Source organism: Thauera mechernichensis, assembly GCF_029588855.1.
GTDB lineage: Bacteria > Pseudomonadota > Gammaproteobacteria > Burkholderiales > Rhodocyclaceae > Thauera > Thauera mechernichensis.
In genome coordinates, this window is sequence record NZ_JARQZE010000003.1 from 92,627 (window position 1) to 117,992 (window position 25,366).

Annotated in this window: 27 protein-coding genes and 1 tRNA gene; 17 read left to right on the forward strand and 11 right to left on the reverse strand. The window is 67.1% G+C overall.

What is annotated here, in order from left to right; all coding sequences use genetic code 11:
• The first annotated feature begins 59 nt into the window (after positions 1–59).
• The 3 genes from P7F68_RS05425 to P7F68_RS05435 all read left to right on the forward strand — a co-directional run bounded on the left by P7F68_RS05425 (position 60) and on the right by P7F68_RS05435 (position 2,957).
• Complete coding sequence (locus tag P7F68_RS05425; protein ID WP_277831332.1) at positions 60–467, forward strand: RNA-binding S4 domain-containing protein; 408 nt, start codon at positions 60–62, stop codon at positions 465–467.
• Positions 468–639: 172 nt separating this feature from the next.
• Positions 640–2,184, forward strand: a complete 1,545-nt coding sequence (locus P7F68_RS05430) for an NfeD family protein (protein ID WP_277831333.1) — start codon at positions 640–642, stop codon at positions 2,182–2,184.
• Positions 2,181–2,957, forward strand: coding sequence for a slipin family protein (locus tag P7F68_RS05435; protein WP_277831334.1), 777 nt, complete (start codon positions 2,181–2,183; stop codon positions 2,955–2,957). The genes P7F68_RS05430 and P7F68_RS05435 overlap by 4 nt, the downstream gene beginning before the upstream one ends.
• A gap of 205 nt (positions 2,958–3,162) precedes the next feature.
• On the opposite strand, the gene P7F68_RS05440 is transcribed toward P7F68_RS05435, so the two are convergent.
• The 4 genes from P7F68_RS05440 to P7F68_RS05455 are packed head-to-tail and all read right to left on the reverse strand — an operon-like array spanning position 3,163 to position 7,147.
• Positions 3,163–4,044: an AEC family transporter gene (locus tag P7F68_RS05440; protein WP_002925696.1), complete on the reverse strand. Its 882-nt coding sequence runs from the start codon at positions 4,042–4,044 to the stop codon at positions 3,163–3,165.
• An 18-nt stretch (positions 4,045–4,062) separates the two neighbouring features.
• Positions 4,063–5,391 (reverse strand): ATP-dependent protease ATPase subunit HslU, encoded by a 1,329-nt coding sequence (gene hslU / locus P7F68_RS05445; RefSeq protein ID WP_277831335.1) that lies wholly within the window; start codon positions 5,389–5,391, stop codon positions 4,063–4,065.
• 10 nt (positions 5,392–5,401) lie between these two features.
• Positions 5,402–5,938, reverse strand: coding sequence for an ATP-dependent protease subunit HslV (hslV, locus tag P7F68_RS05450; RefSeq protein WP_002925693.1), 537 nt, complete (start codon positions 5,936–5,938; stop codon positions 5,402–5,404).
• A gap of 39 nt (positions 5,939–5,977) precedes the next feature.
• Positions 5,978–7,147 carry an STAS domain-containing protein gene (locus P7F68_RS05455; RefSeq protein WP_277831337.1) on the reverse strand — a complete coding sequence of 390 codons (1,170 nt, stop codon included), beginning with the start codon at positions 7,145–7,147 and terminating at the stop codon, positions 5,978–5,980.
• Positions 7,148–7,335: 188 nt separating this feature from the next.
• Between P7F68_RS05455 and ybgC the strand changes: the two genes are divergently transcribed.
• The 14 genes from ybgC to P7F68_RS05525 all read left to right on the forward strand — a co-directional run bounded on the left by ybgC (position 7,336) and on the right by P7F68_RS05525 (position 17,460).
• On the forward strand, positions 7,336–7,794 hold the full coding sequence (gene ybgC, locus P7F68_RS05460) for a tol-pal system-associated acyl-CoA thioesterase (protein ID WP_232431618.1): 459 nt from the start codon (positions 7,336–7,338) through the stop codon (positions 7,792–7,794).
• Positions 7,791–8,459 (forward strand): protein TolQ, encoded by a 669-nt coding sequence (tolQ, locus tag P7F68_RS05465; RefSeq protein WP_277831340.1) that lies wholly within the window; start codon positions 7,791–7,793, stop codon positions 8,457–8,459. Before ybgC ends, tolQ begins: the two co-directional genes overlap by 4 nt.
• A gap of 20 nt (positions 8,460–8,479) precedes the next feature.
• Positions 8,480–8,893 carry an ExbD/TolR family protein gene (locus P7F68_RS05470; protein WP_002940407.1) on the forward strand — a complete coding sequence of 138 codons (414 nt, stop codon included), beginning with the start codon at positions 8,480–8,482 and terminating at the stop codon, positions 8,891–8,893.
• Positions 8,890–9,804 (forward strand): energy transducer TonB, encoded by a 915-nt coding sequence (locus tag P7F68_RS05475; RefSeq protein ID WP_277831342.1) that lies wholly within the window; start codon positions 8,890–8,892, stop codon positions 9,802–9,804. The genes P7F68_RS05470 and P7F68_RS05475 overlap by 4 nt, the downstream gene beginning before the upstream one ends.
• A gap of 40 nt (positions 9,805–9,844) precedes the next feature.
• A complete protein-coding gene (tolB, locus tag P7F68_RS05480; protein ID WP_002925684.1) occupies positions 9,845–11,122 on the forward strand; it encodes a Tol-Pal system beta propeller repeat protein TolB in 1,278 nt (425 codons plus the stop codon).
• 66 nt (positions 11,123–11,188) lie between these two features.
• Positions 11,189–11,701 (forward strand): peptidoglycan-associated lipoprotein Pal, encoded by a 513-nt coding sequence (gene pal, locus P7F68_RS05485; RefSeq protein ID WP_002925683.1) that lies wholly within the window; start codon positions 11,189–11,191, stop codon positions 11,699–11,701.
• Positions 11,702–11,713: 12 nt separating this feature from the next.
• Entirely contained in the window at positions 11,714–12,433 is a 720-nt protein-coding gene (ybgF, locus tag P7F68_RS05490) for a tol-pal system protein YbgF (protein ID WP_277831345.1), read from the forward strand.
• A gap of 5 nt (positions 12,434–12,438) precedes the next feature.
• On the forward strand, positions 12,439–13,110 hold the full coding sequence (gene queE, locus P7F68_RS05495; RefSeq protein WP_277831346.1) for a 7-carboxy-7-deazaguanine synthase QueE: 672 nt from the start codon (positions 12,439–12,441) through the stop codon (positions 13,108–13,110).
• Between the two features lie 44 nt (positions 13,111–13,154).
• On the forward strand, positions 13,155–13,847 hold the full coding sequence (queC, locus tag P7F68_RS05500; RefSeq protein WP_002925677.1) for a 7-cyano-7-deazaguanine synthase QueC: 693 nt from the start codon (positions 13,155–13,157) through the stop codon (positions 13,845–13,847).
• 79 nt (positions 13,848–13,926) lie between these two features.
• Positions 13,927–15,036, forward strand: coding sequence for a YeeE/YedE family protein (locus tag P7F68_RS05505; RefSeq protein WP_002940402.1), 1,110 nt, complete (start codon positions 13,927–13,929; stop codon positions 15,034–15,036).
• An 88-nt stretch (positions 15,037–15,124) separates the two neighbouring features.
• A tRNA-Lys gene (locus P7F68_RS05510) sits at positions 15,125–15,200 on the forward strand.
• Between the two features lie 62 nt (positions 15,201–15,262).
• A complete protein-coding gene (locus tag P7F68_RS05515) occupies positions 15,263–15,709 on the forward strand; it encodes a YaiI/YqxD family protein (protein WP_002925673.1) in 447 nt (148 codons plus the stop codon).
• Between the two features lie 397 nt (positions 15,710–16,106).
• Positions 16,107–16,373, forward strand: coding sequence for a translation initiation factor IF-1 (gene infA, locus P7F68_RS05520; RefSeq protein WP_002925671.1), 267 nt, complete (start codon positions 16,107–16,109; stop codon positions 16,371–16,373).
• Positions 16,374–16,569: 196 nt separating this feature from the next.
• The gene (locus P7F68_RS05525; RefSeq protein ID WP_277831347.1) at positions 16,570–17,460 is read left to right on the forward strand and encodes a dienelactone hydrolase family protein; all 891 of its coding nucleotides are present in this window, start codon (positions 16,570–16,572) and stop codon (positions 17,458–17,460) included.
• Between the two features lie 255 nt (positions 17,461–17,715).
• Here the strand turns inward: P7F68_RS05525 and P7F68_RS05530 are convergent, their stop codons facing one another.
• The 7 genes from P7F68_RS05530 to P7F68_RS05560 form a co-directional block, all read right to left on the reverse strand.
• Positions 17,716–18,282 (reverse strand): Gx transporter family protein, encoded by a 567-nt coding sequence (locus P7F68_RS05530; RefSeq protein WP_232431617.1) that lies wholly within the window; start codon positions 18,280–18,282, stop codon positions 17,716–17,718.
• Entirely contained in the window at positions 18,263–18,652 is a 390-nt protein-coding gene (locus tag P7F68_RS05535) for a NusG domain II-containing protein (protein ID WP_002925657.1), read from the reverse strand. Before P7F68_RS05535 ends, P7F68_RS05530 begins: the two co-directional genes overlap by 20 nt.
• Complete coding sequence (rapZ, locus tag P7F68_RS05540; protein ID WP_277831348.1) at positions 18,649–19,593, reverse strand: RNase adapter RapZ; 945 nt, start codon at positions 19,591–19,593, stop codon at positions 18,649–18,651. Before rapZ ends, P7F68_RS05535 begins: the two co-directional genes overlap by 4 nt.
• 72 nt (positions 19,594–19,665) lie before the next feature.
• Positions 19,666–21,120: an alanine/glycine:cation symporter family protein gene (locus P7F68_RS05545; protein ID WP_002925655.1), complete on the reverse strand. Its 1,455-nt coding sequence runs from the start codon at positions 21,118–21,120 to the stop codon at positions 19,666–19,668.
• 93 nt (positions 21,121–21,213) lie between these two features.
• Positions 21,214–23,418 carry a cytochrome c biogenesis protein CcsA gene (ccsA, locus tag P7F68_RS05550; protein ID WP_277831351.1) on the reverse strand — a complete coding sequence of 735 codons (2,205 nt, stop codon included), beginning with the start codon at positions 23,416–23,418 and terminating at the stop codon, positions 21,214–21,216.
• A gap of 1 nt (position 23,419) precedes the next feature.
• The gene (locus P7F68_RS05555; protein ID WP_277831353.1) at positions 23,420–24,433 is read right to left on the reverse strand and encodes a U32 family peptidase; all 1,014 of its coding nucleotides are present in this window, start codon (positions 24,431–24,433) and stop codon (positions 23,420–23,422) included.
• The gene (locus P7F68_RS05560) at positions 24,430–25,296 is read right to left on the reverse strand and encodes a hypothetical protein (RefSeq protein WP_277831355.1); all 867 of its coding nucleotides are present in this window, start codon (positions 25,294–25,296) and stop codon (positions 24,430–24,432) included. The genes P7F68_RS05555 and P7F68_RS05560 overlap by 4 nt, the downstream gene beginning before the upstream one ends.
• Positions 25,297–25,366: the final 70 nt, after the last annotated feature.

A 25,366-nucleotide genomic window follows, 5' to 3' on the forward strand; every position in this document is an offset into this window, starting at 1 on the left:
TGCGCACACTCGCGGCGCTGCCGATAATGTCGGCAGCGCCGTTTCCTTTTTGTCCGCCCATGCCCCAGACCACCACCAACCCTGCCGAAACTGCCCGTACCCGCCTCGACAAGTGGCTGTGGGCCGCTCGCTTCTTCAAGCATCGTACCGGTGCGACCGAGGCAGTCGAGGGCGGCAAGGTCAAGCTCAACGGCATCGCGGTGAAGCCCGCGCGTGACGTGAAGGCTGGCGACCGGCTCGACATCACCATCGGCGAGGACATCCGCACGGTCATCGTGCGGGCGATCGCGGACAAACGCGGCTCGGCCACCGTTGCGCAGACGCTCTACGAAGAGACGGCCGAGAGCGTCGCCGCCCGCGAGCGCGCCCGCGAGCTGCGCACGGTCGCAGCGGCCCCCGGAGCCGATCTGCATGGCCGCCCCACCAAGCGCGACCGCCGGCGCATGGACCGTTTCGGCGCGCGCTGAAGCCTGCGGCAGCCTTCCCTGCCGGCTGGCCACGAACGAGGCCGGCGTCGCCACCCGCTGCAAATGCTCCGTGCAAGGACGTTGATCGAGCGAACTTGTTCGGACCATCTACACTCGGACTGACACGGCCCACCGCACAAGCGCGCGGCACTGGACGACGGAGGACACGAGGATGGGTGCAAGTGCTCGCGGACATGCGCGCAGGCTGTTCGGACTTATGCTGGTCGTCCTTGCCCTGGCAATGACACTGGCAGGCACGCTGACCGCCCAGCAGGGCGGCGCTGCGCTGGTACTGCGTGTCGATGGTGCGATCGGCCCGGCGAGCGCGGACTACATCCACAAGGGCCTGGCGCGTGCGGCCGCGACCGGCGCGCAGCTGGTGGTGATCGAGCTCGATACGCCGGGCGGGCTCGACAGCTCGATGCGCACGATCATCAAGGATATCCTCGCCTCACCGGTACCGGTGGCGACCTTCGTAGCCCCCGAGGGCGCACGCGCAGCAAGCGCGGGCACCTACATCCTTTACGCCAGCCACATCGCGGCAATGGCGCCCGCCACCAACCTGGGGGCGGCCACGCCGGTGGCGATCGGCGTGGGCGGCCCTCAACCAGGCAGGACCGCGCCGCGCGAGGACTCGCCTGCGGCGGGAGCAGAAGCCGAGGAGCGTTCGCAGCGGGCCCCAGCCTCCGGCAAGGAAGCGGGCACGGCGGGTGATGACCAGGACGCCGACGCCCCCTCCCCAGCCCCGCCTGCGGCATCCGCACGCCCGCAGGCCGCCACGCCCGCCGACGCCATGGCAGCCAAGTCGATGTCCGACGCCACCGCCTACATCCGCAGCCTGGCACAGCTACGCGGGCGTGACGTGGATTTCGCCGAACGCGCGGTACGCGAGGCGGCCAGCCTGTCGGCGGAGGAAGCGCTCGCCCAGGGTGTGATCGACCTCATCGCCTTCGACACCACCGAACTGCTCAAGCAGCTCGACGGCCGCGAGGTCGCCGTTCTCGACGGCACACGCACGCTGGCCACCGCCAGCATCGCGCTCGAACGCCTGGAGCCCGACTGGCGCAACCGGGTGCTGGCTGCGCTCGCCAACCCGCAGGTGGCGCTGATCCTGATGATGATCGGCATGTACGGACTGTTCTTCGAATTCACCTCACCCGGCTTCGGCGTACCCGGCGTGGCGGGCGCGATCTCGCTTCTGATCGCCCTCTACGCCTTCCAGCTCCTGCCGGTGAACTGGGCCGGCGTGTTGCTGCTGGCGGTGGGCGCGGCCTTGATGCTGGCCGAGGCTTTCCTGCCCAGCTTCGGCGTCCTCGGCGTCGGCGGCATCATCGCTTTCGTGGTCGGCGGCGTGTTCCTGATGGATGCGGACGTGCCCGGCTTCGGCCTGCCCCTCGCGCTCGTGATCGGCATGGCACTGGCGAGCGCAGCCATCATCATCGCCATTGGTACCTTTGCCGCACGCAGCCACCGCCGCCCGGTGGTAAGTGGCAGCGAGGAAATGCTCGGCGCACTGGGCACCGTCGGCGCCGCGGCCGAAGGTGGCGGCTGGTGGATCCATGTGCACGGCGAGACGTGGCGGGCACGCTGCGCGCAGCCACTGGCCTCCGGCAGCCACGTCCGCATCGTGGCGATGGACGGGCTCATCCTCGACGTCACCCCCGCCTCCGCCCAATCCGATCCGTTCCAACCCCAACCAGGGAGCCTCCCGCCATGATCGACCTTCAACTCGGGCTCGGCCCGCTGATCCTGCTGCTGCTCTTCCTCGTCATTGCCGCGCTCAAGGTGCTGCGCGAGTACGAGCGTGGTGTCATTTTCATGCTCGGCCGCTTCTGGCGGGTCAAGGGCCCGGGCCTGGTGATCGTGATTCCTGGCCTGCAGCAGATGGTCAAGGTGGATCTGCGCGTGGTGACGATGGACGTACCCTCGCAGGACGTCATCTCGCGTGACAACGTCTCGGTCAAGGTGAATGCGGTGGTGTATTTCCGCGTGGTCGACCCACAGAAGGCCATCATCCAGGTCGAGGACTACTTCAACGCCACCAGCCAGCTCGCCCAGACCACGTTGCGCGCCGTACTCGGCAAGCACGAGCTCGACGAGATGCTGTCGGAGCGCGAGAAGCTCAACGCCGATGTACAGCAGATCCTGGACGCCCAGACCGATGCATGGGGCATCAAGGTGGCCAACGTCGAGATCAAGCATGTGGATCTCAACGAGACCATGGTGCGCGCCATCGCCCGCCAGGCCGAGGCCGAGCGCGAGCGGCGCGCCAAGGTGATCCACGCCGAGGGTGAAAAGCAGGCCGCGGAAACGCTGCTCGAGGCCGCGCAGATGCTGTCCCGCGACCCCGCCGCAATGCAGCTGCGCTACCTGCAGACGCTGACCCAGGTGGCAGGCGACAAGAGCTCGACGCTGGTGTTTCCGGTGCCGGTGGACCTGCTGGGCAAGCTGATGGGTGCGCCAGGCACAGCAAGACCGCCCCAGGGCTGAGCAAGCTCAGCCACGAGGGGCTAAAGGTGATCAGGCTTGGCGGGCATGCGATCAATGCTCGCGGCTGGCGCCGCTCCTACAGCGGGGGAAACGCGCACAGGGGGTGCTGCAGGAGCGGCACCAGCCGCGAGGGATTGAGGGCGAGTACGCCCTTGCACCGGAGGCACTCAAAAAGCAGCCACCATGGATTTTGCAGGCCCGGAGCTCAGGCCCAATCCAGCACCAACGCAAGCGCGAGTGGCAGGAAAACCACCGCGGCCACGTTGCCGATCAGCACCATCGAGGCGACCTTGTCCGGCTCCTGGTTGTAGCGCTCGGCAAACATGAAGTTGAGCACCGCTGGCGGCAACGCACCGAACACCAGCACCAGCGCCGCCTCACGAGGCGGCAGTTCGATGAGCTGCAGCACCATCCACGACAGCGCGAGCCCGACCAGAGGCCGCGCCACGGCGCCGAACACGCCCACGCCGATCGCGCCGATGCGTGCGTTCGCAAGCCGCACTCCAAGGCCAAAGAGCATGAGCGGGATTGCGATCTCGCCCAGCATCCGGATCGCGGTCAGCAATGGCGGCCAGACCTCGAAATGCGTCAGGCTGACACCAAGGCCGAGTGCAGTGGCAAGCACGGACGGCACACGCCACACCGTCAGCACGCTCACGCGGTGGTCCAGCAACCAGGCCCCGAAGGAGAAGTGAAGCAGGTTCGACACCATGAACATCACCACCATGGGCGCCAGCGCCAGCTCCCCGAACGCGAGCACGGCCAGCGGCAGGCCAAGGTTGCCGCAGTTGTTGAACATCATCGGCGGCACCAGCGTCTTGGGCTGCATGCCGGTGACGCGCGCCAGCACCCAAGCCGCCACCCCCGAGCCCACCACCATCACGATCGAGGCGGCGATGAGCGGCAGGAAGGCGCTGATGTCGAAGGCCTTGTTGGCCAGCGCGGCGAACACCAGCGCGGGCACGAACACGTCCATGTTGAGCTTGTTGGCCTGCGACAGGTCGGGCTTGACACGGCGACCGACGAAGTAGCCAAGCGCCGTGATCGAGAACAGCGGAAAGAGGATTTCGACGATGCGGATCAGCATGCTGGGCGCGGACGCGGATCAGAGCACGTAGCGCGCCAGATCCTCGCGCTGTGCGAGCATGTCGAGGCGGCCGTCAACATACGGCGCATCGACGACGACCGCTTCGAGCGTACCCTTGCCGGCCTCGAACGAGACCTCCTCGAGCAGCTTCTCCATCACGGTGTACAAACGTCGGGCGCCGATGTTCTCGGTCTTCTCGTTGACCTGGTAGGCGATCTCGGCGAGGCGGCGGATGCCGTCGGCGGTGAAGCTGAGCGTCACGCCATCGGTGGCCAGCAGCGCTTCGTACTGGCGGGTGAGGCAGGCGTCGGTGCTGGTGAGGATGCGCTCGAAGTCCTCCACCGACAGCGACTCGAGCTCGACGCGGATCGGGAAGCGGCCCTGCAGTTCGGGGATGAGGTCGCTGGGCTTGGAAAGGTGGAACGCACCGCTGGCGATGAACAGGACATGATCGGTCTTGATCATGCCGTACTTGGTCGAGATCGTCGTACCTTCCACCAACGGCAGCAGGTCGCGCTGCACGCCCTGGCGGGACACGTCGGCGCCATGCGCATCAGTACGCGCCGCAATCTTGTCGACCTCGTCGAGGAAGACGATGCCGTTCTGCTCGACAGCGCGCACGGCCTCGAGCTTGACCTCCTCGTCATTGACCATGCGCGCGGCCTCCTCGTCGGCGAGCAGCTTCAGCGCCTCTCGGATCTTGAGCTTGCGCTGCTTCTTCTTGCCACCGCCCAGGTTCTGGAACATGCCCTGGATCTGCTGGGTAAGCTCCTCCATGCCGGGGGGGGCGAAGATCTCGGCCTGCATCGAGGGCGCGGCAAGCTCGATCTCGATCTCCTTGTCGTCGAGCTCGCCCTCGCGCAGCTTCTTGCGGAATTTCTGCCGGGTGGCGGAGTCCTGCGGCTCGGCCTCGGCCAAGCCCACCGGGCGTGCCGGCGGCAGCAGGGCATCGAGCACGCGATCCTCGGCGGCATCGAGGGCGCGGTCGCGCACCCGCTTCATCGCGCGCTCGCGGCCGTCCTTGATGGCGATCTCCATGAGGTCGCGGATGATGGTGTCGACATCGCGCCCGACATAGCCCACCTCGGTGAACTTGGTTGCCTCGATCTTGATGAAGGGCGCGTTGGCCAGGCGCGCCAGGCGGCGGGCGATCTCGGTCTTGCCGACCCCCGTGGGGCCGATCATGAGGATGTTCTTGGGCGTGATCTCGCTGCGCAGCGGCTCATCGACCTGCGCGCGCCGCCAGCGGTTGCGCAGCGCGATCGCGACCGCCTTCTTGGCCTTGTCCTGGCCGACGATATGCTTGTCGAGTTCGGAGACGATCTCCGGCGGGGTCATCTGGGTCATGCGTTCGCTCTCAATCCAGCACTTCGATGGTGTGGTGGTGATTGGTGTAGATGCACAGGTCGCCGGCAATCGACAGCGCCTTGGAGACGACCTCCTTCGGGTCGAGCTCGGTGTTCTCGATCAGGGCCCGCGCCGCCGACTGCGCATAGGCGCCGCCGCTGCCGATGGCGACGATGCCCTGCTCGGGCTCGAGCACGTCGCCGTTGCCGGTGATGACCAGCGAATGATCGCGATCGGCCACCGCCAGCATGGCCTCCAGACGGCGCAGCATGCGGTCCGTACGCCAGTCCTTGGCGAGCTCGACCGCGCTGCGCAGCAGGTTGCCCTGGTGCTTGTCGAGCTTGGCCTCGAAGCGTTCGAACAGGGTGAAGGCATCGGCCGTGCCACCTGCAAAACCGGCGAGGATCTGGCCGTTGTAAAGCGTACGCACCTTGCGCGCCGAGGCCTTGATGACGATGTTGCCCAGGGTGACCTGGCCGTCCCCGCCGAGGGCGACGCGATTGCCGCGCCGCACCGACAGGATGGTAGTGCCGCGATATTGTTCCATGACGATTCCTCGCCGGCGCAGGGCCGGCGTTTCAAGTAATCACTGACGCAGGGTGACGTGCGCAACCTGATCCACGCTCATGACGCGCAGCAGCGCGCCGACCATGGCGTTGACGTCGAACAGGCTGACGAGTGTACCCTGAGCCTGCAGGTTGGCGAGAATGTTGAACAGTGTCCCGGCGCAGACGAAGTCGATTCGACGCAGGCGCGCGCAATCGACCTTGAGCACCCGGCGCTCGGTCGCAAACGCTGCCAGCCGCTTGATCGCATCATTGGCCGCGCCGCTCAACTCCCCTTCGAGCACCAGCACATCCGGATCGGTGACCGACGCCGGCGCCGAGGCCGCCTGGGGCAATGCGGCACGCGGCTCTGCGCCGCGGCACTCCCAGGACGGCGGCGACTCCTCGAAGGTCACGGCGTAGTCGACGGCGATGTCCTCGAAGCGTGCCTGGTCCCCGGCGTACTGCAGCAACTCGAGCATCATCAGCCAGGTATCGCGCTCCTCGGCCTTGCCCGGCGCCAGACGCCCCCCCAGGATGTCTGCCAGCGCAGCCACATTGAGCAGGGTGACCTTGACCCGATCTGCGGCCAGTTCGGCGAGCAGGCGCCGCCACACGCCACAGCCCGCGTCATCCACACCGCGGACGCGGCCGACGTCGATACGCACGGCGCCCGCCCTGCGCGCGATCGCCGCCACCTGCTCGAACTGCTTGCCGGCCTGGGCGCCAAGCTGGCCCGTGAGATTGACCAGAGGCGGCAGAGGCTGCCCGGGACGCACCAGCCGACCCGACAGGTCAAGCCACGCAGGCGGCGAGCGCTCGAAGCGGGTCGCGTAGTCGAGCACACTCGACTCGAAGCGCTGTTTGTGCCCCCCCAGGCGATAGAGATCGAGCAGCATCAGCCAGATGCCCTCGCCGACATTGGCGCGCTCATCGCCCACGGTGGCCTCGAGCAGAGCCAGCGCTTCGGCATCGCTGCCATTGGCGTAGAGCACTGCCGCCTCCTCGTAGGCAGCACCAATTCCCGCCCCCACTTCCTGCACTTCGACCAGGCCTGCGGCGCGCCCGAGCGCGCGACCGTGATCTGTTGCCGAAAAATCCAGGCCGGACAGCTCCGTCGGCGGCGGCAACTCGACCGCAGCCGGCGCCCGCTCGATCTCTGGCACAGGAGTCACGGACGGCACTTTCTTGCCGAAGAAGGAGAGAGCCACGTGCGGATTTCCTGCATTTCCGGAGCGCCCGCTCCACGCCCGAAAGGGTGCAAACGACGCGTCACCGGCAAAAACAATATTTAGGTAAAAAAGCTTTTCAAACAACTATTAAGGAGCACCTGCAGCGACAATCGCCAACATTTGCAACAGGCGCGCACCGTACGCTCGGGCTCGGCTAGAATGCTGCAATGCAACCGAATATCACTTGCAGCCCCGGCAGCTCAAGCGCGCCAGCCCGGGCACAGGCAAGCCATGTCCTACCCATCAGAGTCTATTACGAAGACACCGACGCCGGGGGCGTCGTGTACTACGCAAACTATCTCAAATTCTGCGAGCGCGGCCGCACGGAGTGGCTGCGCGCGCTCGGCGTCGGGCAACAGGCCTTGCTCGAAGAGAGCGGCATTGCCTTCATGGTGCGCTCGCTGCAGGCCGACTACCGCGGCTCGGCCAGGCTCGACGACACGCTGCAGATCGTCAGCCGCATCGGCACACTGCGCCGTGCCAGCATCCAGTTCGAGCAACAAGCGCTGCGCGACGGTGAACTTCTGTTCTCGAGCAGTGTCATCGTCGCCTGCGTAGACGTAAACCGCCACAAACCCACCGCCATTCCGGCTCCCCTGTACGCTCTCCTCGAAAGCCAAGCATGACCGTCACCCAAGACCTTTCCATCATCAGCCTCATCGCCGAGGCCAGCATCCTGGTGCAGCTCGTCATGGCGCTGCTCGCCGGCCTGTCGGTCATGTCGTGGTACTGGATTTTCCGCAAGCGCTTCCAGATTCGCCAGGCACGCATCGCCACCGACAACTTCGAGCGCGACTTCTGGAGCGGCGGCGACCTCAACAAGCTCTACGACTCGGCAAGCCGCGGTCAGGCCGAAGGCATGGAGCGCATCTTCGAGGCCGGATACCGCGAGTTTACCAAGCTGCGCGCCAAGGGCCACGACCACGGCGCCACCCTTGACGGCGCTCGCCGTGCAATGCGCGCGACCTACCAGCGCGAGGTGGACGACCTCGAGGCTCACCTGGCCTTCCTCGCCTCGGTGGGCTCGGTGTCGCCCTATATCGGCCTGCTCGGTACGGTCTGGGGCATCATGAACTCCTTCCGCGGCCTGGCCAGCGTCGGCTCGGCCACGCTCGCACAGGTGGCGCCCGGCATCGCTGAGGCCTTGGTCGCCACCGCGATCGGCCTGTTCGCCGCGATCCCGGCGGTCGTCGCCTACAACCGCTTCGCGCACGACATCGACCGCGTCGGCATCCGCTTCGAGAGCTTCATGGAAGAGTTCTCCAACATCCTGCAGCGCAACCTGCGCTGAACGGACCGGAGCAGCCTGCCATGCGCCAACGCCGCCTGATGAACCAGATCAACGTCGTGCCCTACATCGACGTGATGCTGGTCCTTCTGGTGATCTTCATGGTCACCGCCCCCATGGTCCAGACCGGAAACATCAACGTACCCTCGGCAGCCCCGGTGGCTGCACCGCTGAGCGAGGCCGTGGTGATCCAGGTGGACGACAAGGGCGCCTACTCGATCATCCGCACCGCCGGCGCCAAGCCTGAGGACGTACCCGCTGTACGTCTGCAAACGACACTGGCCGACCTGCTTGCCCAGAACCCGGAGCAGACCTTCCTCGTTGCCGCTCACCGCAGCCTGAACTACCAACAGGTGATCGACGTGCTCGAGACCGCACGCATCGCCGGCGTGCAGAAGATCAGCCTGCAGACCCAGTCGGGCACCAGCGGCCGATGAACGAACGCGTCGTCCGCACTCGCGAGCTCCCGGGCAAGTGGGCATCGCTGGCCCTGACGGTGGCCGTCCACCTCGGGCTGGCGCTGTTCCTGTTCTTCGGCGTGCGCTGGCAAAGCAGCCCGCCGGCCGCGCTTGAAGTTCAACTCGCCGCCGCGCCTGCGCCGGCTCCCCAGCCCAGGCCTGCGCCGCCGAAGCCTGAGCCTCCCAAACCGCAGCCGGCTCCCGAGCCGCCCAAGCCACAACCCGCTCCCGAGCCGCCCAAACCTCAGCCGGCTCCTGAGCCGCCCAAGCCGCAACCGGCCCCCAAGCCGGAGATCGCCACCAAGGCGCCGGAGAAGAAGCCCGAGCCCCCCAAGCCGGAACCCAAGCCGGAACCCAAGCCCGCGCCGAAGCCCGAGCCGAAGCCCGAGCCAAAACCGGAACCCAAACCTGAACCGCCAAAGCCGCAACCGAAGCCCGAGCCCCCGAAGCCCGCCCCCAAGCCCGAGCCGAAGCCTCAGCCAAAGCCGGAACCCAAGCCGGTGCAGGATGACTACATGGCCCAGCGCCTGGCGCAGGAAACCCGGCGCGCAGAGCAGGCGCAGCTGGACAACCTGTTGCGCCAGGAAGGCGCACGCGCGGCGGCAGCAGGCGATGTGGATCGCTACCGCGCAGCCATCGCGGCCAAGGTGCGCGGCAACCTCCTGCGTCCGCCCGGCCTGATCGGAAACCCCGAGGCGGTATTCGAGGTCGACCAACTGCCCAGCGGCGAGGTGCTGAACGTGCGCCTGAAGCGCTCGTCCGGCGTACCCGCGCTCGACGACGCCATCGAGCGTGCAATCCGGCGCTCGAGCCCCTTGCCTCTGCCCGACAACCGCAGTCTGTTCCAACGCTCGCTCGAACTGAAATTCCGCCCGCTGGCCGACGATTGAGCCCGCCTTGTCTATAATCCGCGGCTGGAGTCCGCCCGCCATGACGAAACTGCTTACCGCCTTCCGCCTCTTCCTCGCCGCCGCGCTGTCCAGCCTCGCGCTGGGCGCGCACGCCCAGCTCTCGATCGAGATCACCGGAGCCGGTGCCACGCGCTTTCCGGTGATCATCCCGATCTTCGAGAACGAAGGCCGGCTGCCGCAGAGCGTCACAGACGTCGTGCGCGCCAACCTCGAACGCAGCGGCCTGTTCAACCTGGTGGACATGGGGCCGCTGCCGATGCCCGAGTCGGTGATGCCGGATCTCGCCGCAGTGCGCGCGCGCGGCGCCGATGCCGTCCTCACCGGGAGCCTGATCCCGATGGCCGATGGCCGCTACGAGGTACGCTTCCGCCTCTTCGACGCCCAGAAGCAGCTCGAACTGGGGGCCATGGCGCTACCGATGAGCCCGGCCCAGAACCGCATTGTCGGCCATCGCATCGCCGACTTTGTGTTCGAGAAGCTCACCGGCCTGCCGGGCTACTTCGCCACCCGCGTGGCCTACGTCATCAAGTCCGGCCCCAACTTCGAACTCCAGGTCGCCGACGCCGACGGCATGAACGCCGCAACCGCGCTGCGCTCGCGCGAGCCGATCATCTCGCCGGCATGGTCACCCGACGGCCAGAGCCTGGCCTACGTGTCGTTCGAGCAGAAGAAGCCGATCGTCTATGTGCACACGCTGGCCACCGGCCAGCGTCGGGTCATCGCCAACTTCAAGGGCTCGAACTCGGCGCCGACATGGTCTCCCGACGGTAACCAGCTTGCCGTGGTACTGACCAAGGATGGCCAGTCCCAGCTCTACGTCATCAATGCGGATGGCTCCGGCGTACGCCGCCTGGCGCAATCCTCGGGCATCGACACCGAGCCCTTCTGGGGCAGCGACGGCCATATCTACTTCACGTCCGACCGTGGCGGCAGCCCGCAGATCTACCGTATTCCAGCCGCCGGAGGCAGCGCACAGCGCGTCACCTTCGACGGCAACTACAACGTCTCGCCGCGACTCTCGTTCGACGGCAAGCTGCTCGCGTTCATCACCCGCAATGCCGGCCGTTTCCAGGTCGCCGTGCAGGACCTCGCCACGCGGCAGACCACGATCCTCACCGATTCGGCACGCGACGAATCGCCCAGCTTCGCACCCAGCGGCCGCATGATCCTCTACGCCACCGACAGCGGTGGCAGGGGCGTGCTGTCCGCGGTGTCGACGGACGGGCGCATCCGACAGCGGCTGACGGTGCAGGCTGCGGATGTCCGCGAGCCCGCCTGGGGCCCGCAGATCCGGTAAACACAACGCGGCGCAAACGCCGCAATCCTCTCTGCTGTCTTCAACACAAGTACTGGAGCTATACCCATGAAGAAACTCGTCCTCCCCGCCCTCATCGCCCTGACGCTTGCCGCGTGCTCGAGCACCGGCACCGACACCGCCGGCGCATCGGTTGAAGATCGTGGCGCCGGCGTGGCCACCGTCACTGCCCCCGGCATGAGCGGCAGCGGCATCGCCGCGCTGACCGATCCGAACAACATCCTGTCCAAGCGCAGCGTGTTCTTCGACTTCGACAGCTACGTGATCAAGCCCGAAGGTCGCCCGCTGATCGAAGCCCACGCCCGTTTCCTGGTGCAGAACCCCGAGATGCGCATGCTCGTCCAGGGCAACACCGACGAGCGCGGCAGCCGCGAGTACAACCTCGCCCTGGGCCAGAAGCGTGCCGACGTCGTCAAGCAGGCGCTGATGCTGCTGGGCGCGCGCGAAGCGCAGATCGAATCGGTCAGCCTGGGTGAAGAGAAGCCGCGCTGCGACGACCGCACCGAGACCTGCTACGCCGAGAACCGTCGCGGCGACATGCTCTACTCGGGCGAGTTCTAAGAGAGAGACGTCATGAAACGCCTTCTGCCGCTCGCAGCATCGCTTGCCCTCGTCGCCGCAACACCGGCGCACGCCCAACTCTTCGGGGGTGACACCGAGGCACGCAACCAGATCATCCAGCTCAGGCAGGATGTTCAGGGCCAGCTCGAGACCGCCGGTCGCGGCCAGCTCGAACTGGCCATGCAGAACGAGCAACTGCGCGCCGAAGTGGCGCGCCTGCGTGGCCAGATCGAACTGCTGATGAACGAGGTCGAGACGCTCAAGCAGCGGCAGAGGGATTTCTACGTCGACCTGGACGCACGTCTGCGCCAGATCGAGACTGGCGGCGGCGCCCCCGGGGTGGCCGCCTCCGGCGATCCTGCCGCAGAGTCGGCCGACTACCAGGCCGCACTCGGCCTGCTCAAGGACGGCAAGCAGAAGGACGCCCTCGCCGCCTTCGAAACCTTCGTGACCCGCTACCCCGCGGGCGGCTTCACTGCAGGCGCCCATTTCTGGGCCGGCAACGCTGCGCTCCAGGCGCGCGATGTCGCCGCCGCGACCAAGCACTTCAATGCCGTGCTGCAGAAGTGGCCCAACGACGACGTCGCCCCCGACGCCATGCTCGGCCTGGCCAATAGCCAACAGGCACTGGGCGATGCAGCCGCCACCCGCCGCACCCTGCAGGGGCTCGTCGAACGGTACCCGCAAAGCAACGCCGCACAGGTCGCACGCCAGCGCCTGAACGCGCGCTGAGCGCAATGTCGCAGCAAGCCACGCGGACGGCCGCGACCGTCCGCCTTCGCATCACCGAAATCTTTGCCTCCGTTCAAGGCGAATCGAGCCGAGTGGGCCTGCCCACCGTGTTCGTCCGCCTCACCGGCTGTCCGCTGCGCTGCACCTGGTGCGACACCGCTTATGCCTTCACCGGTGGCCACACGCGCGCGCTCGATGACATCCTCGCCGAGGTGGCTAGCCATGGCCTGCGCCATGTCTGTGTGACCGGCGGCGAACCGCTCGCCCAGAAGGGTTGTCTGGCACTGCTGGAAGCGTTGTGTGACGCCGGCCACGAGGTCTCGCTCGAGACCAGTGGCGCGCTCGACATTGCCGGCGTCGATCGGCGCGTGTCGCGCATCATGGATCTCAAGGCGCCCGGATCCGGCGAGGTCGACAAGAACCGCTACGAGAACCTCGCCGAGCTCACCGCACACGATGAGCTCAAGATCGTGCTCGCCAACACAGGCGACTACGACTGGGCGCGCGAGCACATCGCACGCCATCGACTCGACCAACGCTGCAACGTGCTGCTGTCCCCGGTGGCGGGTGAGCTCGACCCGGCCGAGCTCGCCGAATGGATCGTCCGCGACCGCCTGCCCGTGCGCTTCCAGCTCCAGCTCCATAAGGTGCTGTGGAACGACGCCCGCGGGCGCTGAGCACTGCTCGCCCGCAGACCACCCCGTCTCGAACCGGATTGCCCATGACCTCCACCGCCCGCGCCGTCGTACTGCTTTCAGGTGGCCTCGACTCGGCCACCTGCCTTGCCATCGCCCGTGACATGGGCTTCGAGACTTACGCACTCTCGGTCGCCTACGGCCAGCGCCACGCGGCCGAGCTGACCGCATCGAAACGGGTCGCCGAAGCGCTTGGCGCACGCGAGCACCGCCTGGCACGGGTCAACCTGGGCCAGTTCGGGGGCTCGGCGCTCACCGACCCGGGCATTGCCGTGCCGGTCGATGAGGAGAACACAGGCATCCCGGTCACCTATGTCCCCGCCCGCAACACGGTGATGCTGTCCATCGCACTCGCCTGGGCGGAGGTACTCGGCGCCAATGACATCTTCGTCGGCGTCAACGCAGTGGACTACTCGGGCTACCCCGATTGCCGCCCCGAATTCATCCAGGCCTTCGAGACGATGGCCAACCTGGCGACCAAGGTCGGCGTCGAAGGCGCACGACTGCGCATCCACGCCCCGCTGATCGAACTCACCAAGGCCGACATCATCCGCCGCGGCATCGCACTGGGGGTTGATTACGGCCTTACCGTAACCTGCTATCAGGCCGACGATGGTGGCCGGGCCTGCGGCCGCTGCGAAGCCTGCCGCCTGCGTGCCGCAGGCTTCGAGGCTGCAGGCGTACCCGATCCCACGCCCTATCAGGCGCACGCGCACTGACGCCTCCCGCGGCGACAACCCGGCCACATCGCGCTTTGCAGTTAGAATTCGGCCTCCCCCTCGCCCCCTGGCCAAAATCATGGAAGAACCCCTGGTCTCCGCCTCGACCATCGTCTGGCTCGCCTTCGCCATCGGCGCGGTGTTCGGCTTCGTCGCCAACCGCACGAACTTCTGCACCATGGGCGCGGTAGCGGATGTCGTCAATATGGGCGACTGGGGCCGAATGCGGATGTGGGCACTTGCCATCGCCATCGCCATCCTCGGCACGACGGCCCTGCAGGCCCTTGGCCTATTCGATGCCAGCAAGTCCTTCTATACCGGCAATCGCCTGATCTGGCTGTCGAATCTGGTCGGCGGCCTGGCGTTCGGCATCGGCATGACCCTGGCGTCGGGCTGCGGCAGCAAGACACTGATCCGCATCGGTGGCGGCAACCTCAAATCGATCGTGGTCTTCGTCTTCCTCGCCATCGGGGCCTACATGACAATGCGGGGCCTGTTCGGTGTCTGGCGGGTACGCCACATCGACACCGTGTCCACCGTGCTGCCCCACACTCAGGATATCCCCGCATTCCTGAGCGCGGCTTCCGGCATGGCGCCCGCTTCAGCCTTGCTCGTGGGCGCGCTGGTGGTGGGCGGCGGCCTGCTGATTTGGGCGCTGGCCGACCGGGAGGCCTGGCGCAGCGACGTCCTGGTCGGCGGCGTGGTCGTCGGCGCAACGGTGGTGGCCGGCTGGTATGTCTCCGCCCATCTCGGCTATGTCGCCGAACACCCGGAGACGCTGGAGGAGGCCTTCATAGCCACCAACAGCGGGCGTGCCGAATCGTTGACCTTCGTAGCCCCCCTCGCTTACACGCTCGAGCTCCTGATGCTGTGGAGCGACACCAGCCGCGTGGTGACTTTCGGCATCGCCAGCGCACTCGGCGTAATCGTCGGCTCGGCGGCCCATGCAGTGGCGAGCCGCGGCTTTCGCATCGAAAGCTTCCGCGACAGCGGCGACCTGGTACGTCACATGACTGGTGGCTTGCTCATGGGTTTCGGAGGGGTCACGGCCATGGGCTGCACGATCGGCCAGGGCATCACCGGGCTGTCCACCCTCGCCCTGGGCTCGGTGCTCACCACGATCGCCATCATCGCCGGCTCGGCCGTCACTTTGAAGATCCAGTACTGGCTGCTGATGCGCGAAGCCTGAGTCACATGCCGCCCCGGGACAAACGCCACAACTGCGAGCCACTATTGACGCGACAGGCCAGCCGAACTAAAATTTTGCCTCGCTTTTCGGGTCGTTAGCTCAGCTGGTAGAGCAGCGGACTTTTAATCCGTTGGTCGCTGGTTCGAATCCAGCACGGCCTACCAAGAAAACGGGGAAATGCCTCAGCCACGGCTGGGGCATTTCCTTTTCTACAGGATGCGTTTCCATGCAGATCTGGGTCGATGCCGACGCCTGTCCTGTCGTCATCAAGGACATCCTGTTCCGTGCCGCCGAACGCACCCGGCTACCGCTGATCCTGGTGGCCAACCAGTTCCTGCGCACGCCCCCATCGCCGCTGATCCGCATGGTGCAGGTGCCGGGCGGCTTCGACGAGGCGGACAAGTACATCGCTGCGCATGTCGAACCCGGCGACCTCGTGATCACGGCCGACATTCCGCTTGCCGCTGCCGTGGTGGAACGAAACGCCGAGGCGCTCTCGCCACGCGGCGAGCGCTACAGCCGCGAGAACATCCGCGAGCTGCTGGACCTGCGCAATTTCATGGATACGCTGCGCAGCACAGGCATCGACACCGGCGGGCCTGCAGCATTCAGCAGCGCCGACAGCAAAGCATTCGCAAACCGCCTCGATCGCCTGCTGCAAGTACGACGTTGACGGAGCAGACGTCTGAACGATGGACGCCCCCCATCGAATCGCGTATAGTCTCCGATTGACGTTTCGCCGAATTTGCGCTCACGGTCCTTTAGTTCGCGGTCCTGATTCGGCACTCATGGGTCAGGAGCAGCACGCTTGCGTCCGGACAGGGGCTTTCCCCCGTCACCGCCGACACGCCTCCGCCCCCACGCCACGTACTCGCCCAGATCACTTCGCCCTGCGCGCAGGATCGTCACTGCGAGTTCCACCCACCGGTCCGCCGAACATCGCGCCGATTTCTCCAGGCCCTTGCGCACGCTGCGCGCTACGCCCTGGTCCCCGATTCGCTCCCGGCGGAGGCGAAACAGCCCGACCCTGCTCACCGTGCAGCGCCGGAACAACGACAAGGAGCCCGAACATGGCCAAAGAAGAACTCATCGAAATGCACGGATCCGTTACCGAGGTGCTGCCCGACGGCCGCTACCGCGTAACCCTCGACAACGGCCACAACCTCATTGCCTACTCCGGCGGCAAGATGCGCAAGCACCACATCCGCATCATCGCCGGCGATAACGTCTCGCTCGAGATGTCGCCCTACGACCTGTCCAAGGGCCGCATCACCTTCCGCCACCTGCCTGGCCGGCCGGCCGGCGCAGCGGCTGCGCCGCCTCCCCGTCGCCGCTGAAGCGCGACAGCGCATCGCACGACACGCCCGCTCCGTGCCATAAGGCCGCAGCGGGCGTTGTTGCATCTGCAGATGCGCTCGACCGTGCGGAACATGCCAGCTCGATGCGTTGTCTCCTTTCACCAGGCTGCGTAGCGCGGAGCCTCCTGCCCCGCCGCCCACCTGACAGCCCCCCCCGGACTCAGGAGACGAGAGCATGACGACGCCCGACACCCGACACGACAACCCGCAGTTCGACAGCCTGCTTCCGGCCGCCCGCCTCGACCGCCGCGGCTTCGTCACCACGCTTGCCGCGGCAGGCTTTGCGCTCGCGGTTCAGCCGGTGCACGCAAGCACGCTGATCACCACCGATGACAGCAAGCTCACGACCGGCGACGAAACCATCGACGTCAACGGTGACCGCCTTCCAATCTACTTCGCCCGCCCGGCGGAGGCCACTGGCAGGCTCCCGATCGTGCTCGTGGTGCAGGAGATCTTCGGCGTCCACGAACACATCCGCGACGTCTGCCGCCGGCTTGCACATCAGGACTACCTCGCCATCGCTCCCGAACTCTTTTTCCGCCAGGGCGATCCGAGCAAGCTCGAGAGCGTGGCCGAGATTCTCCAGGAAATCGTCGCAAAGGTCCCAGACGCCCAGGTCATGGCCGACCTCGACGCTTGCGCTGACTGGGCTGTTGCAGCTCAGGGCGGAGACCCTGAAAAGCTCGCGATCACCGGTTTCTGCTGGGGCGGCCGCATCACCTGGCTATACGCGGCGCATACCGCCCGCGTTCGCGCGGGCATTGCCTGGTACGGCCGCCTGGTCGGCACCCCGTCGTCAAATACGCCCCTGCAACCGATCGACGTCGCCGACAGGTTGAACGCACCGGTGCTGGGCCTCTACGGCGGACAGGACCAGGGCATTCCCCTCGAGGGCGTGCAGATGATGCAGGAAGCGCTGCGCAAGGCCGGCAGCCCGAGCACGATCCACATCTACCCGGACGCACCCCACGCCTTCCATGCCGACTACCGGCCGAGCTATCGCCGGGAAGAGGCGGAGGACGGCTGGAAACGGCTGCTCGAGTGGCTTTCCTCCCACCTCGGCTGAGCATCACACCCCACGGGCGGCAGCGGCCGCCCCATCGCAGCGCCGATTACGGTCCCGGACGGGTGATCGGCATGCGCGGCGGCATTCACCAGCCCCATGCCGGCAACCCAGCCGAAGGCAAGCCCGCATAGCGTCGCAAGCAGCGCACTCAGCCATCGCCACCAGCTTCCCCGCATCTCTCCTCCGCGCCCATGGTTTTCGCCCGCAAGGGGCTCAGACGCGATGTTGGACGCAAACGCGGCGGCAGCGTTCCGGCTATTTCTCCACGTCCTCGCCCGTCGCGCCGGCCCCACCCTTGCTCGAGCGCGCCTCCAGTTCCCTGAGCAATCGAGCTGCAATCAGGCCATTGACCAAGCCGAACACGACCGCTGCGAGCGCAAAGACGGGCAACAGATAGAACACACCATCATGGGGCACAAGCCACAGACGGGCCACGACGAGCTGGGCGCCAATATGGGCGAAAGCGGCAAGGATGCTCTGGCTCACCGGCCCGAACCACCGTTTGGGCAAGCGCACTGCAATGCCCAGCACCAGCAGGCTGGCGACTGCACCCGACAGGCTGAGGAAAAAGCCGGGTGCAAGGAACTGCCCGAGCAGCAGGCTACCGGCGAGCACGCGCAGCAAGGACACCCACACCGCCTCGCGCCAACCCCAGCGTGCCAGCACCACCAGGGTGACGATATTGGCCAGCCCTGGCTTCACACCCGGCAGGGGCAGCGGAATGGCGGCCTCGGCCACGGTGAGCACGATCGCGGCAGCAGCATGGCGCGCGATCCGTCGATCTTCCGGCGTCGGCGTCAGTTCAATAGTTGAGGGAGTCATAGTTTGCCGAGCGCCCCGTAAGGCTCAGGCTGACCTCGTTGGGCGCACAGATCGCAACAGCGCCGGCCTGGGTCAGCCAGCCCTGACGCACGCAGTACTGACGCGGCCCCGGGTCGGAAGCCACGCGGGCACGGCCGGGCTGGATCTCGATCACCGTCACTCCGAGCGGGCCGGGCACTTCAATCAAGCGCTCGCGCCCGAGGTCGACCTCGGCCACGACCCTTCCACCGGCGCGTACCACGGCGCCATCCGGCGCACCGCCCTGCCACAGGCTGCGCACTGCGAGCCCGCATACCATCAGGCCGGCAAGCACGACCAGCACATCGCCCGGACGCAGCAGCGCCCACCAGTCGCCAAGCTTGCGCTTCACACGCTGGCGCCGCGTACGGCCCCGGCCGCCCCGCCTCCCGGGGCATCGCCTGCGCCAGACGCCGCGTCATGGACACTGCCCGCCGCGCGATCCGCGGCGCGGCGCGCCGCCGAACGATGGCGCACGAGCACATCCACCTGGTCACGAAACTGTACGGCCAGCCACTCGGCAAGATACACCGAGCGGTGCTGGCCGCCGGTACAGCCGATCGCCACTGTGAGATAACTGCGGTTGTCACGCATGTATGCCGGCAACCAGTCGGCGATGAACCGACGGATATCACCCGCCATGCACTCGACCTCGGGCAGCTTCTCGAGGAAATCCACCACCGGCTGGTCACGCCCGGTGAGTGGGCGCAGCCTGGGATCGTAGTAGGGATTGGGCAGGCAGCGCACGTCGAACACCAGGTCGGCATCGAGCGGAATGCCGTACTTGAAGCCGAAGGACTCGAACATCAGCGTCATGCCCTCGCCCGCCGGCATCTGGATGAAATCCTTCACCCAGGCACGCAGGGTATTGGGATGCAGCTCGCTGGTATCGATACGATGACCAAGCGCGGCGATGGGCTCGAGGGCATCGCGCTCGCGCTGGATGGCCTCCTCGAGACTGACGTCGTCGATTGCCAGCGGGTGTCTGCGCCGCGTTTCGGAAAAGCGCGCGATCAAGGCATCGTCACGTGCCTCCAGGAAGATCACCCGCAGGTCGCGCACCGTGGCGCGCAGTGCCTCCACCTGCTGCGGCAGCGCCGCGATGCTGGCGCCGGAGCGCATGTCCACCGCGACCGCCACCCGCCGCCACCCTGCTCCGCGCAGGTGTGCCACCAACTGCGGCAGCAATGCTGCGGGCAGGTTGTCGACGACGTAATAGCCCGCATCCTCGAGTACGTTGAGCGCGATGCTCTTGCCCGAGCCGGACAAGCCGCTGATGAGTACGATCTGCATGGTCCTGCACATGTGAAAAGGCCCGCCGACACTATAGCGCAGTGAGGGCGGGCCTGAACCTGAGGCTGGGTGTCAGCCCTCGTGCTTGCGCCGCTCCGCACGCCGCACCCAGAAATCGGCATTCTCGATACCGAGCGGGCGCGGATCGAATTCGGGCACGAGCCGGCCCTTGGCCTGCTGCGACTCATAGTCCTTGAGCGCAAGCAGGGCCGGCTTCTGCAGCACCAGGATCGCAACGATGTTGAGCCAGGCCATGATGCCCACGCCGATGTCGCCAAGCCCCCAGGCCAGGTCGCTGGTGCGCACGCAGCCGTACAGGGCGGAGCCGATGAGCGCGACCCTGAGCACGAAGATCAGTGCATCCGAGCGCAGGTTGCGGGTGAGGTAGGCGAGATTGGTCTCGGCAATGTAGTAGTAGGCAAGCACCGTCGTGAAGGCGAAGAAGAACAGCGCCACGGCGACGAACACCGCGCCAAAGCCGGGCAGTACGGCTTCCATCGCGGCCTGGGTGTAGCCGGTACCGGCGGCGATGTTGGCAAGCCCGGTGAACACCGGTTGGCCGTCCGCTCCCATCACGTTGTAGGTGCCAGTCACGAGGATCATGAAGGCGGTTGCCGAGCATACGAACAAGGTATCCACATAGACCGAGAAGGCCTGCACCAGGCCTTGCGCCGCCGGGTGGGGCACCTCGGCCGCGGCGGCGGCGTGCGGGCCGGAGCCCTGGCCGGCCTCGTTCGAATACACGCCGCGCTTGACGCCCCACTGGATCGCCAGGCCGATCATGGCGCCGAACCCAGCCTCCAGACCGAAGGCCGAGGACACGATCAGGCGCACGACCTCGGGCACCTTCTCGACATTGAGTGCGACCACCACTGCTGCAGCGAGGATGTAGCCCAGCGCCATGAAGGGCACCACCACCTGGGTCACTTGCGCGATACGACGCACGCCACCGAAGATGATCAGGCCGAGCAGAATGACGATGATGGTGCCGGTCACTGCAGGCGCAACGCCGAAGGCGTTCTGCATGCCCGCTGCGATGCTGTTGGTCTGCACCCCAGGAAGCAGCACGCCGCAGGCAAAGAGCGTGGCGACGGCAAACACGATCGCATACACCCGCCAGCCCAGCCCCTTCTCGATGTAGTAGGCCGGTCCGCCGCGGTAGAGCCCATGCTGCTCGGTCTTGTAGATCTGGCCGAGCGCCGACTCGATATAGGCAGTCGCCGCGCCCAGGAAGGCTACCATCCACATCCAGAAGATCGCTCCCGGGCCGCCAAAACCGATCGCCGTCGCCACGCCGGCGATGTTACCGGTGCCAACACGGCCCGACAGCGCGATCGTCAAGGCCTGGAACGACGACACCCCGGCTGCAGAGCTCTTGCCGCGGAACATCGCCTGCACCATCTCACCGATATGGCGAACCTGCATGAAGCGCGTGCGGATCGAGAAGTAAAGCCCGACCAGAAGGCACAGATACACCAGGGCCGGGCTCCACACCCAGCCATTGATCCAATCGACGGATTCTTGCATGACCACGCTTGCCAAAAATTGAAGGCTCGATTGTATCCGCTTGTTGCAGGTCAATGAAAAGGCTTCTTATCGACGGCGCTTACGACGATGCGATCACCTCGGCCGCGCCTGTGGCGTCAGACCACCCCTGCCAGGGGTGCGGAAGGCGAGCCAGGCGCTGCCCGCCAGCATGATCAACAGCCCTCCCCACAGCAGCGACAGGAAGGGGAAGGTCTTCACCACGACGATGACCTCCCCGCCGCTGCCGCCCGCAGCCAGCGACTCGACCACCGCACCCGGGGCAATCCAGAACTGGGTCGTGCGCCACACGCCCTGGTCGACCAGGGGCTGCAACAGGTAACCCGGCGTTGCCGTATGGCGCGCATAGCGGTAGTCGAGCAATTCACAGACCTGGCGCAGGGGGCCATCGTAGCGCTCGGGCGGCGCACGACTGTCCCGATACAGCGTCTGCCCATCCACCAGCGTACCTGCCGGCTCGCGCAGCTCAATGCGGGTAAGCGCATGCACACCGCCAGTCGTTCCGACCCCGCCATCGCGCAGCGGTGCCATGTCAAGGCCGGTCAGGCGCAAGGCAAAGCCATGGCGATCCCGAACCCACTCCGTCGGCTCGCCAGCGAAGGCGATCTCATGCTGCGTGTAGCTGTTGAGCGCGGTTGCCAGCAGCCCGCCCCACAGTGCAAGTACCAGCCCGGCATGGATCGCGACCACGGGCAATGCTGCCGACACCCCCCTTGCCCCCTGCCGGCGCAGACTCGCCAGCAGCCAGGCGCCACACCCGAGCGCGAAGTAGGCGCCACTGGCCAATCCGGCATCGAGGAAGGGCAGGACGGCGACGATCTGCTGCGACAGGACACCCGTGCCCTGGTAGCCCCCCGTCAGCAGACCGCCAGACACTGCAGTTCCTGCCACCACCGCGACCGCAAGCGGCAAGGACACCGCAGCCACCCGCGCAGATGCCCGGCGGCAGAAGTACCAGCCGCCGATCAGCCCCACGGCCACGAGCGGGAGCGGGAGCGACAGCATGCGCCCAACGGCGTGACCGTCGACATCCCATTGCTCGAAGGCCGCGCGCAGGGCTGCGAGCTCGGCACCGGTAGTCAGGTTGGCAAGCATCGCGAGGAAGGGCTTGTGATGTTCCGCTCGTGGCAGATCAAGCGCGGTAGCGCCGAAGGCGAGCAAGAGTTGCGCGGCGGCAATCGCGGCCGCACCCAGAAAGCAGATCTGCACAAGCCACATTCCCAGCCGCTGCGTGCCACGGTCGGTAGCCGGCAGGCGGACGGCGCGGACCCGCCTGCCCGCAAACCCCGCCCCGACCGCCGCCAGCAGCAGGATCGAAGCGAGAACGACATGGCTGACCCACGAGTCTGCGCCCACGTAACGGTGCGAACTCGCAAGCAGCGGGTTGCGCGTCACGGCCATCGCAAGCGGTATCGTGACTGCGGCAAGCACCGCCGCCCACGGCATGACCTGCCAGCGCCGCCGTCCGACCGCCCAGCCGCCGAATCCATGGAGGTGAGCGCCCAGCAGGCACCAGGTGCAGAACACCGCAGTCTGCACCGGATCCCAGTGCCAGACCTGGCCATACATCGCATCCTCGAACGCCCACAGCATGCCGAAGCCAATGCCGGCGGTAAGCACCACCCACGCCCGCCGCGCCCGCGTTCTGGCCAGCATCGGCCATGGCGCCGGGCGACCGCACAGCGCCTCGAGCGCCGGCTCCGCGAGTGCGAGCGTCCAGGCGTAGGCCGCCAGCACCAGGGGCGCATGGAACAGCATCCACGGCTTCATCAGATGCGCATTCATGCCCTGCGATGCCGATTGCATCAACCATTCCGGGGGTGTCTCCGCAAAGGGCGCGAGCCACAGCGCGGTCAGCACAAGCCACGCCGCGATCGCCGCGGTCGGCGACAGGTTGGGCCCGACCCGCGCACGCAGCGCACCGCCTGCCGCGAGACTGATGCACAGGGCTGCGAGCAGCAGCGTCGTGCCCTCATCACCGCCCCACAGGTTGGCGAGCTTGAGGTGGAGCGGCAGTTCCGCGCTGCTGTACAGCCAGACATAGCGCACTTCGAAACGGTCGCTGGCAAAATGCCAGCCGAGGGCCAACACACACGCCCACGCCAGCGCCGCCGACAGCGTCAACGCAAGAGCCCGCCCACGCGGCCTCAGCGCGGCATGTACGACGAGCGCCACCACTAGTGCGAGAACCGGCTGGCCGAGTTCGGGCCAGATCGCGACCGCGAGCGCGGCCAGTGCCATGACCGCCCCGCTCGGCGTGTGGCGGGAGATGGCGTCCATCTCAGCGCCCCTCCGCGCGCAGCACTTCGGGGTAATAGCACATGTAGCCCGTTGCGCAGTGCGACTCGGAAGGCCGCAGCCCGATTGCGAACGCGCGCACCGCCGCATCGTCCTCGCCCGCACGCACGCGCTCGAGCACCGACCGGACCATGCGCACGCTCGCCAGCTTGCGCGCGGTGGGCGCTTCACGCCCCGCGATCTTGATCGCCGCCACCTGCCCGCGCCGCAGCACCGGCACCGCACACAGGCCGCACGGCCCGTAGGGCAGGCCTTCGGGCGTGGTGCTGAAGCCGCAGGAGAAGCGGTACCACAGCCAGCGCTCGTACTCTGCGTCATTCTGCTGCAGGCGCGCCGCCAGCCGCGGCGACACCGCCCCGCCATCGCGGCGGCGGTAGCGGTATTCGAAGCGGTCGAGACAGATCGGGCCGCCGAGCTGGCCAGGCAGGTGAATGGTGTGGCAAGCGCCTTCCTCGAAGATGCAGCCGTCGTTGAGCACGAAGGCCTCGATCTCGATGTCGGGGACCTCGGCGGCAATGCTGGCGGCCTCGGCCAGGGTGACGTCACGCGGCAGGATCAGGCGCTGCGCGCCGAGCTCGCGGCACAGCCGCGCCGCACCGGCGTTGCGGCAGGTCGCCACCGAGCTGACGTGCATGCGCAGCGCCGGAAAGCGCAGCGCCAGCGCATGGAGCAGGCCGAGATCGCTGACGATCAGCGCGTCGCCGCCCAGCGCCGCAAAGCGCCCGGCGATATCCTCCGCGGCGCCGATCTGGGCGGCGGAATAGTGCTGGGCGTTGAGCACGAGCGACACGGTGGCCTCATGGGCGTGGGCAATGTCGATCGCACGCGCCAGATCCTCGTAGCGCGTCAGGTTGCCCGACGGGCGACGATTGGCATTGATGGCATGAAAACGGCCGAGCCAATCGGGCGGCACCAGGCCGCAGTAGAACTCGCTGGCGCCCGCCTGCGCCAGCGGCTCGATCTCGGCGACGCGCGACACCGGGGCAACGATCCTCATAGCGGCGCTCCCGGAACGACCAGGCGGGCGACACGCTTGCTGTCGACCGCCTGCCGCAGACTGCTCGCCATCGCCGCCGAATGGCGGCTGAACAAGGTATTGCCAAGCTGCACGCTGGCAGCCGCATCCGCCCGCCCGGGCCGCGACGCCAGCGCCGAAAAGCGCAGGCATTCCTTCTGGCAGCGCCGCCCGACGGCGAAGCGCTCCGTTCCTGTCACCGACAGCGAACCCGCCCGGCACATCCGGCCCTTGGCCACATAGACGTAGGGCAGATGTACCGCGGCAGGCAGCGGCAGGTCGGCGAATACTCCCTCATCGGCGAACAAGGGCACGTCGATCTCCAGTCGCCGAATGCCCAGGCGCCAGAAAAGGGCGCGCATCGTCGGTGCGGCGAGGCCATGGCCGCAGCGCCCCGCCCAGCCCGCATCGACCCGGGGATCCTTGGTCATGCGGCACAGCACGCGCCCGGCCACCGGACGCAAGTCCCCGAACCGGCTCGCCAGCTCGTGTGCGACACCCCAGTCATTGACCACCACCTCGCTGCCGGCGGGCAGCGTCGGCAGCAGCACATCGAGCTGCGCCAGAACCTCGGGCGAGGCCACCGGAGTGAGCAGGACCAGACGCATCCCGGCGCTCCTAGCCTGGCTCAGGGCCTCACGCAACGCCCGTGCGGAGGGCAGCAGGTGCTCGCAGAACTCGCTGCCGAAATACAGATGGGTGGGCTGCAGCGGCGCCAGCCAGGTCGCAAGCTCCGCATCGCCATGGAGACGCTGCCAGTGCTCTGCGCGTTCCGCAGTCGCGGCCGCTGTCCACGCCAGGTCGAGCGCATGGCAGGCCGCCACCGCCAGTTCAGGGGCATTCATTCCCGTTCCTCCTCGCGGCCGCAGGGGTCGCGGGCCACCAGCCCGCAGGCCCCCGTCCTGTGCGCCGCGG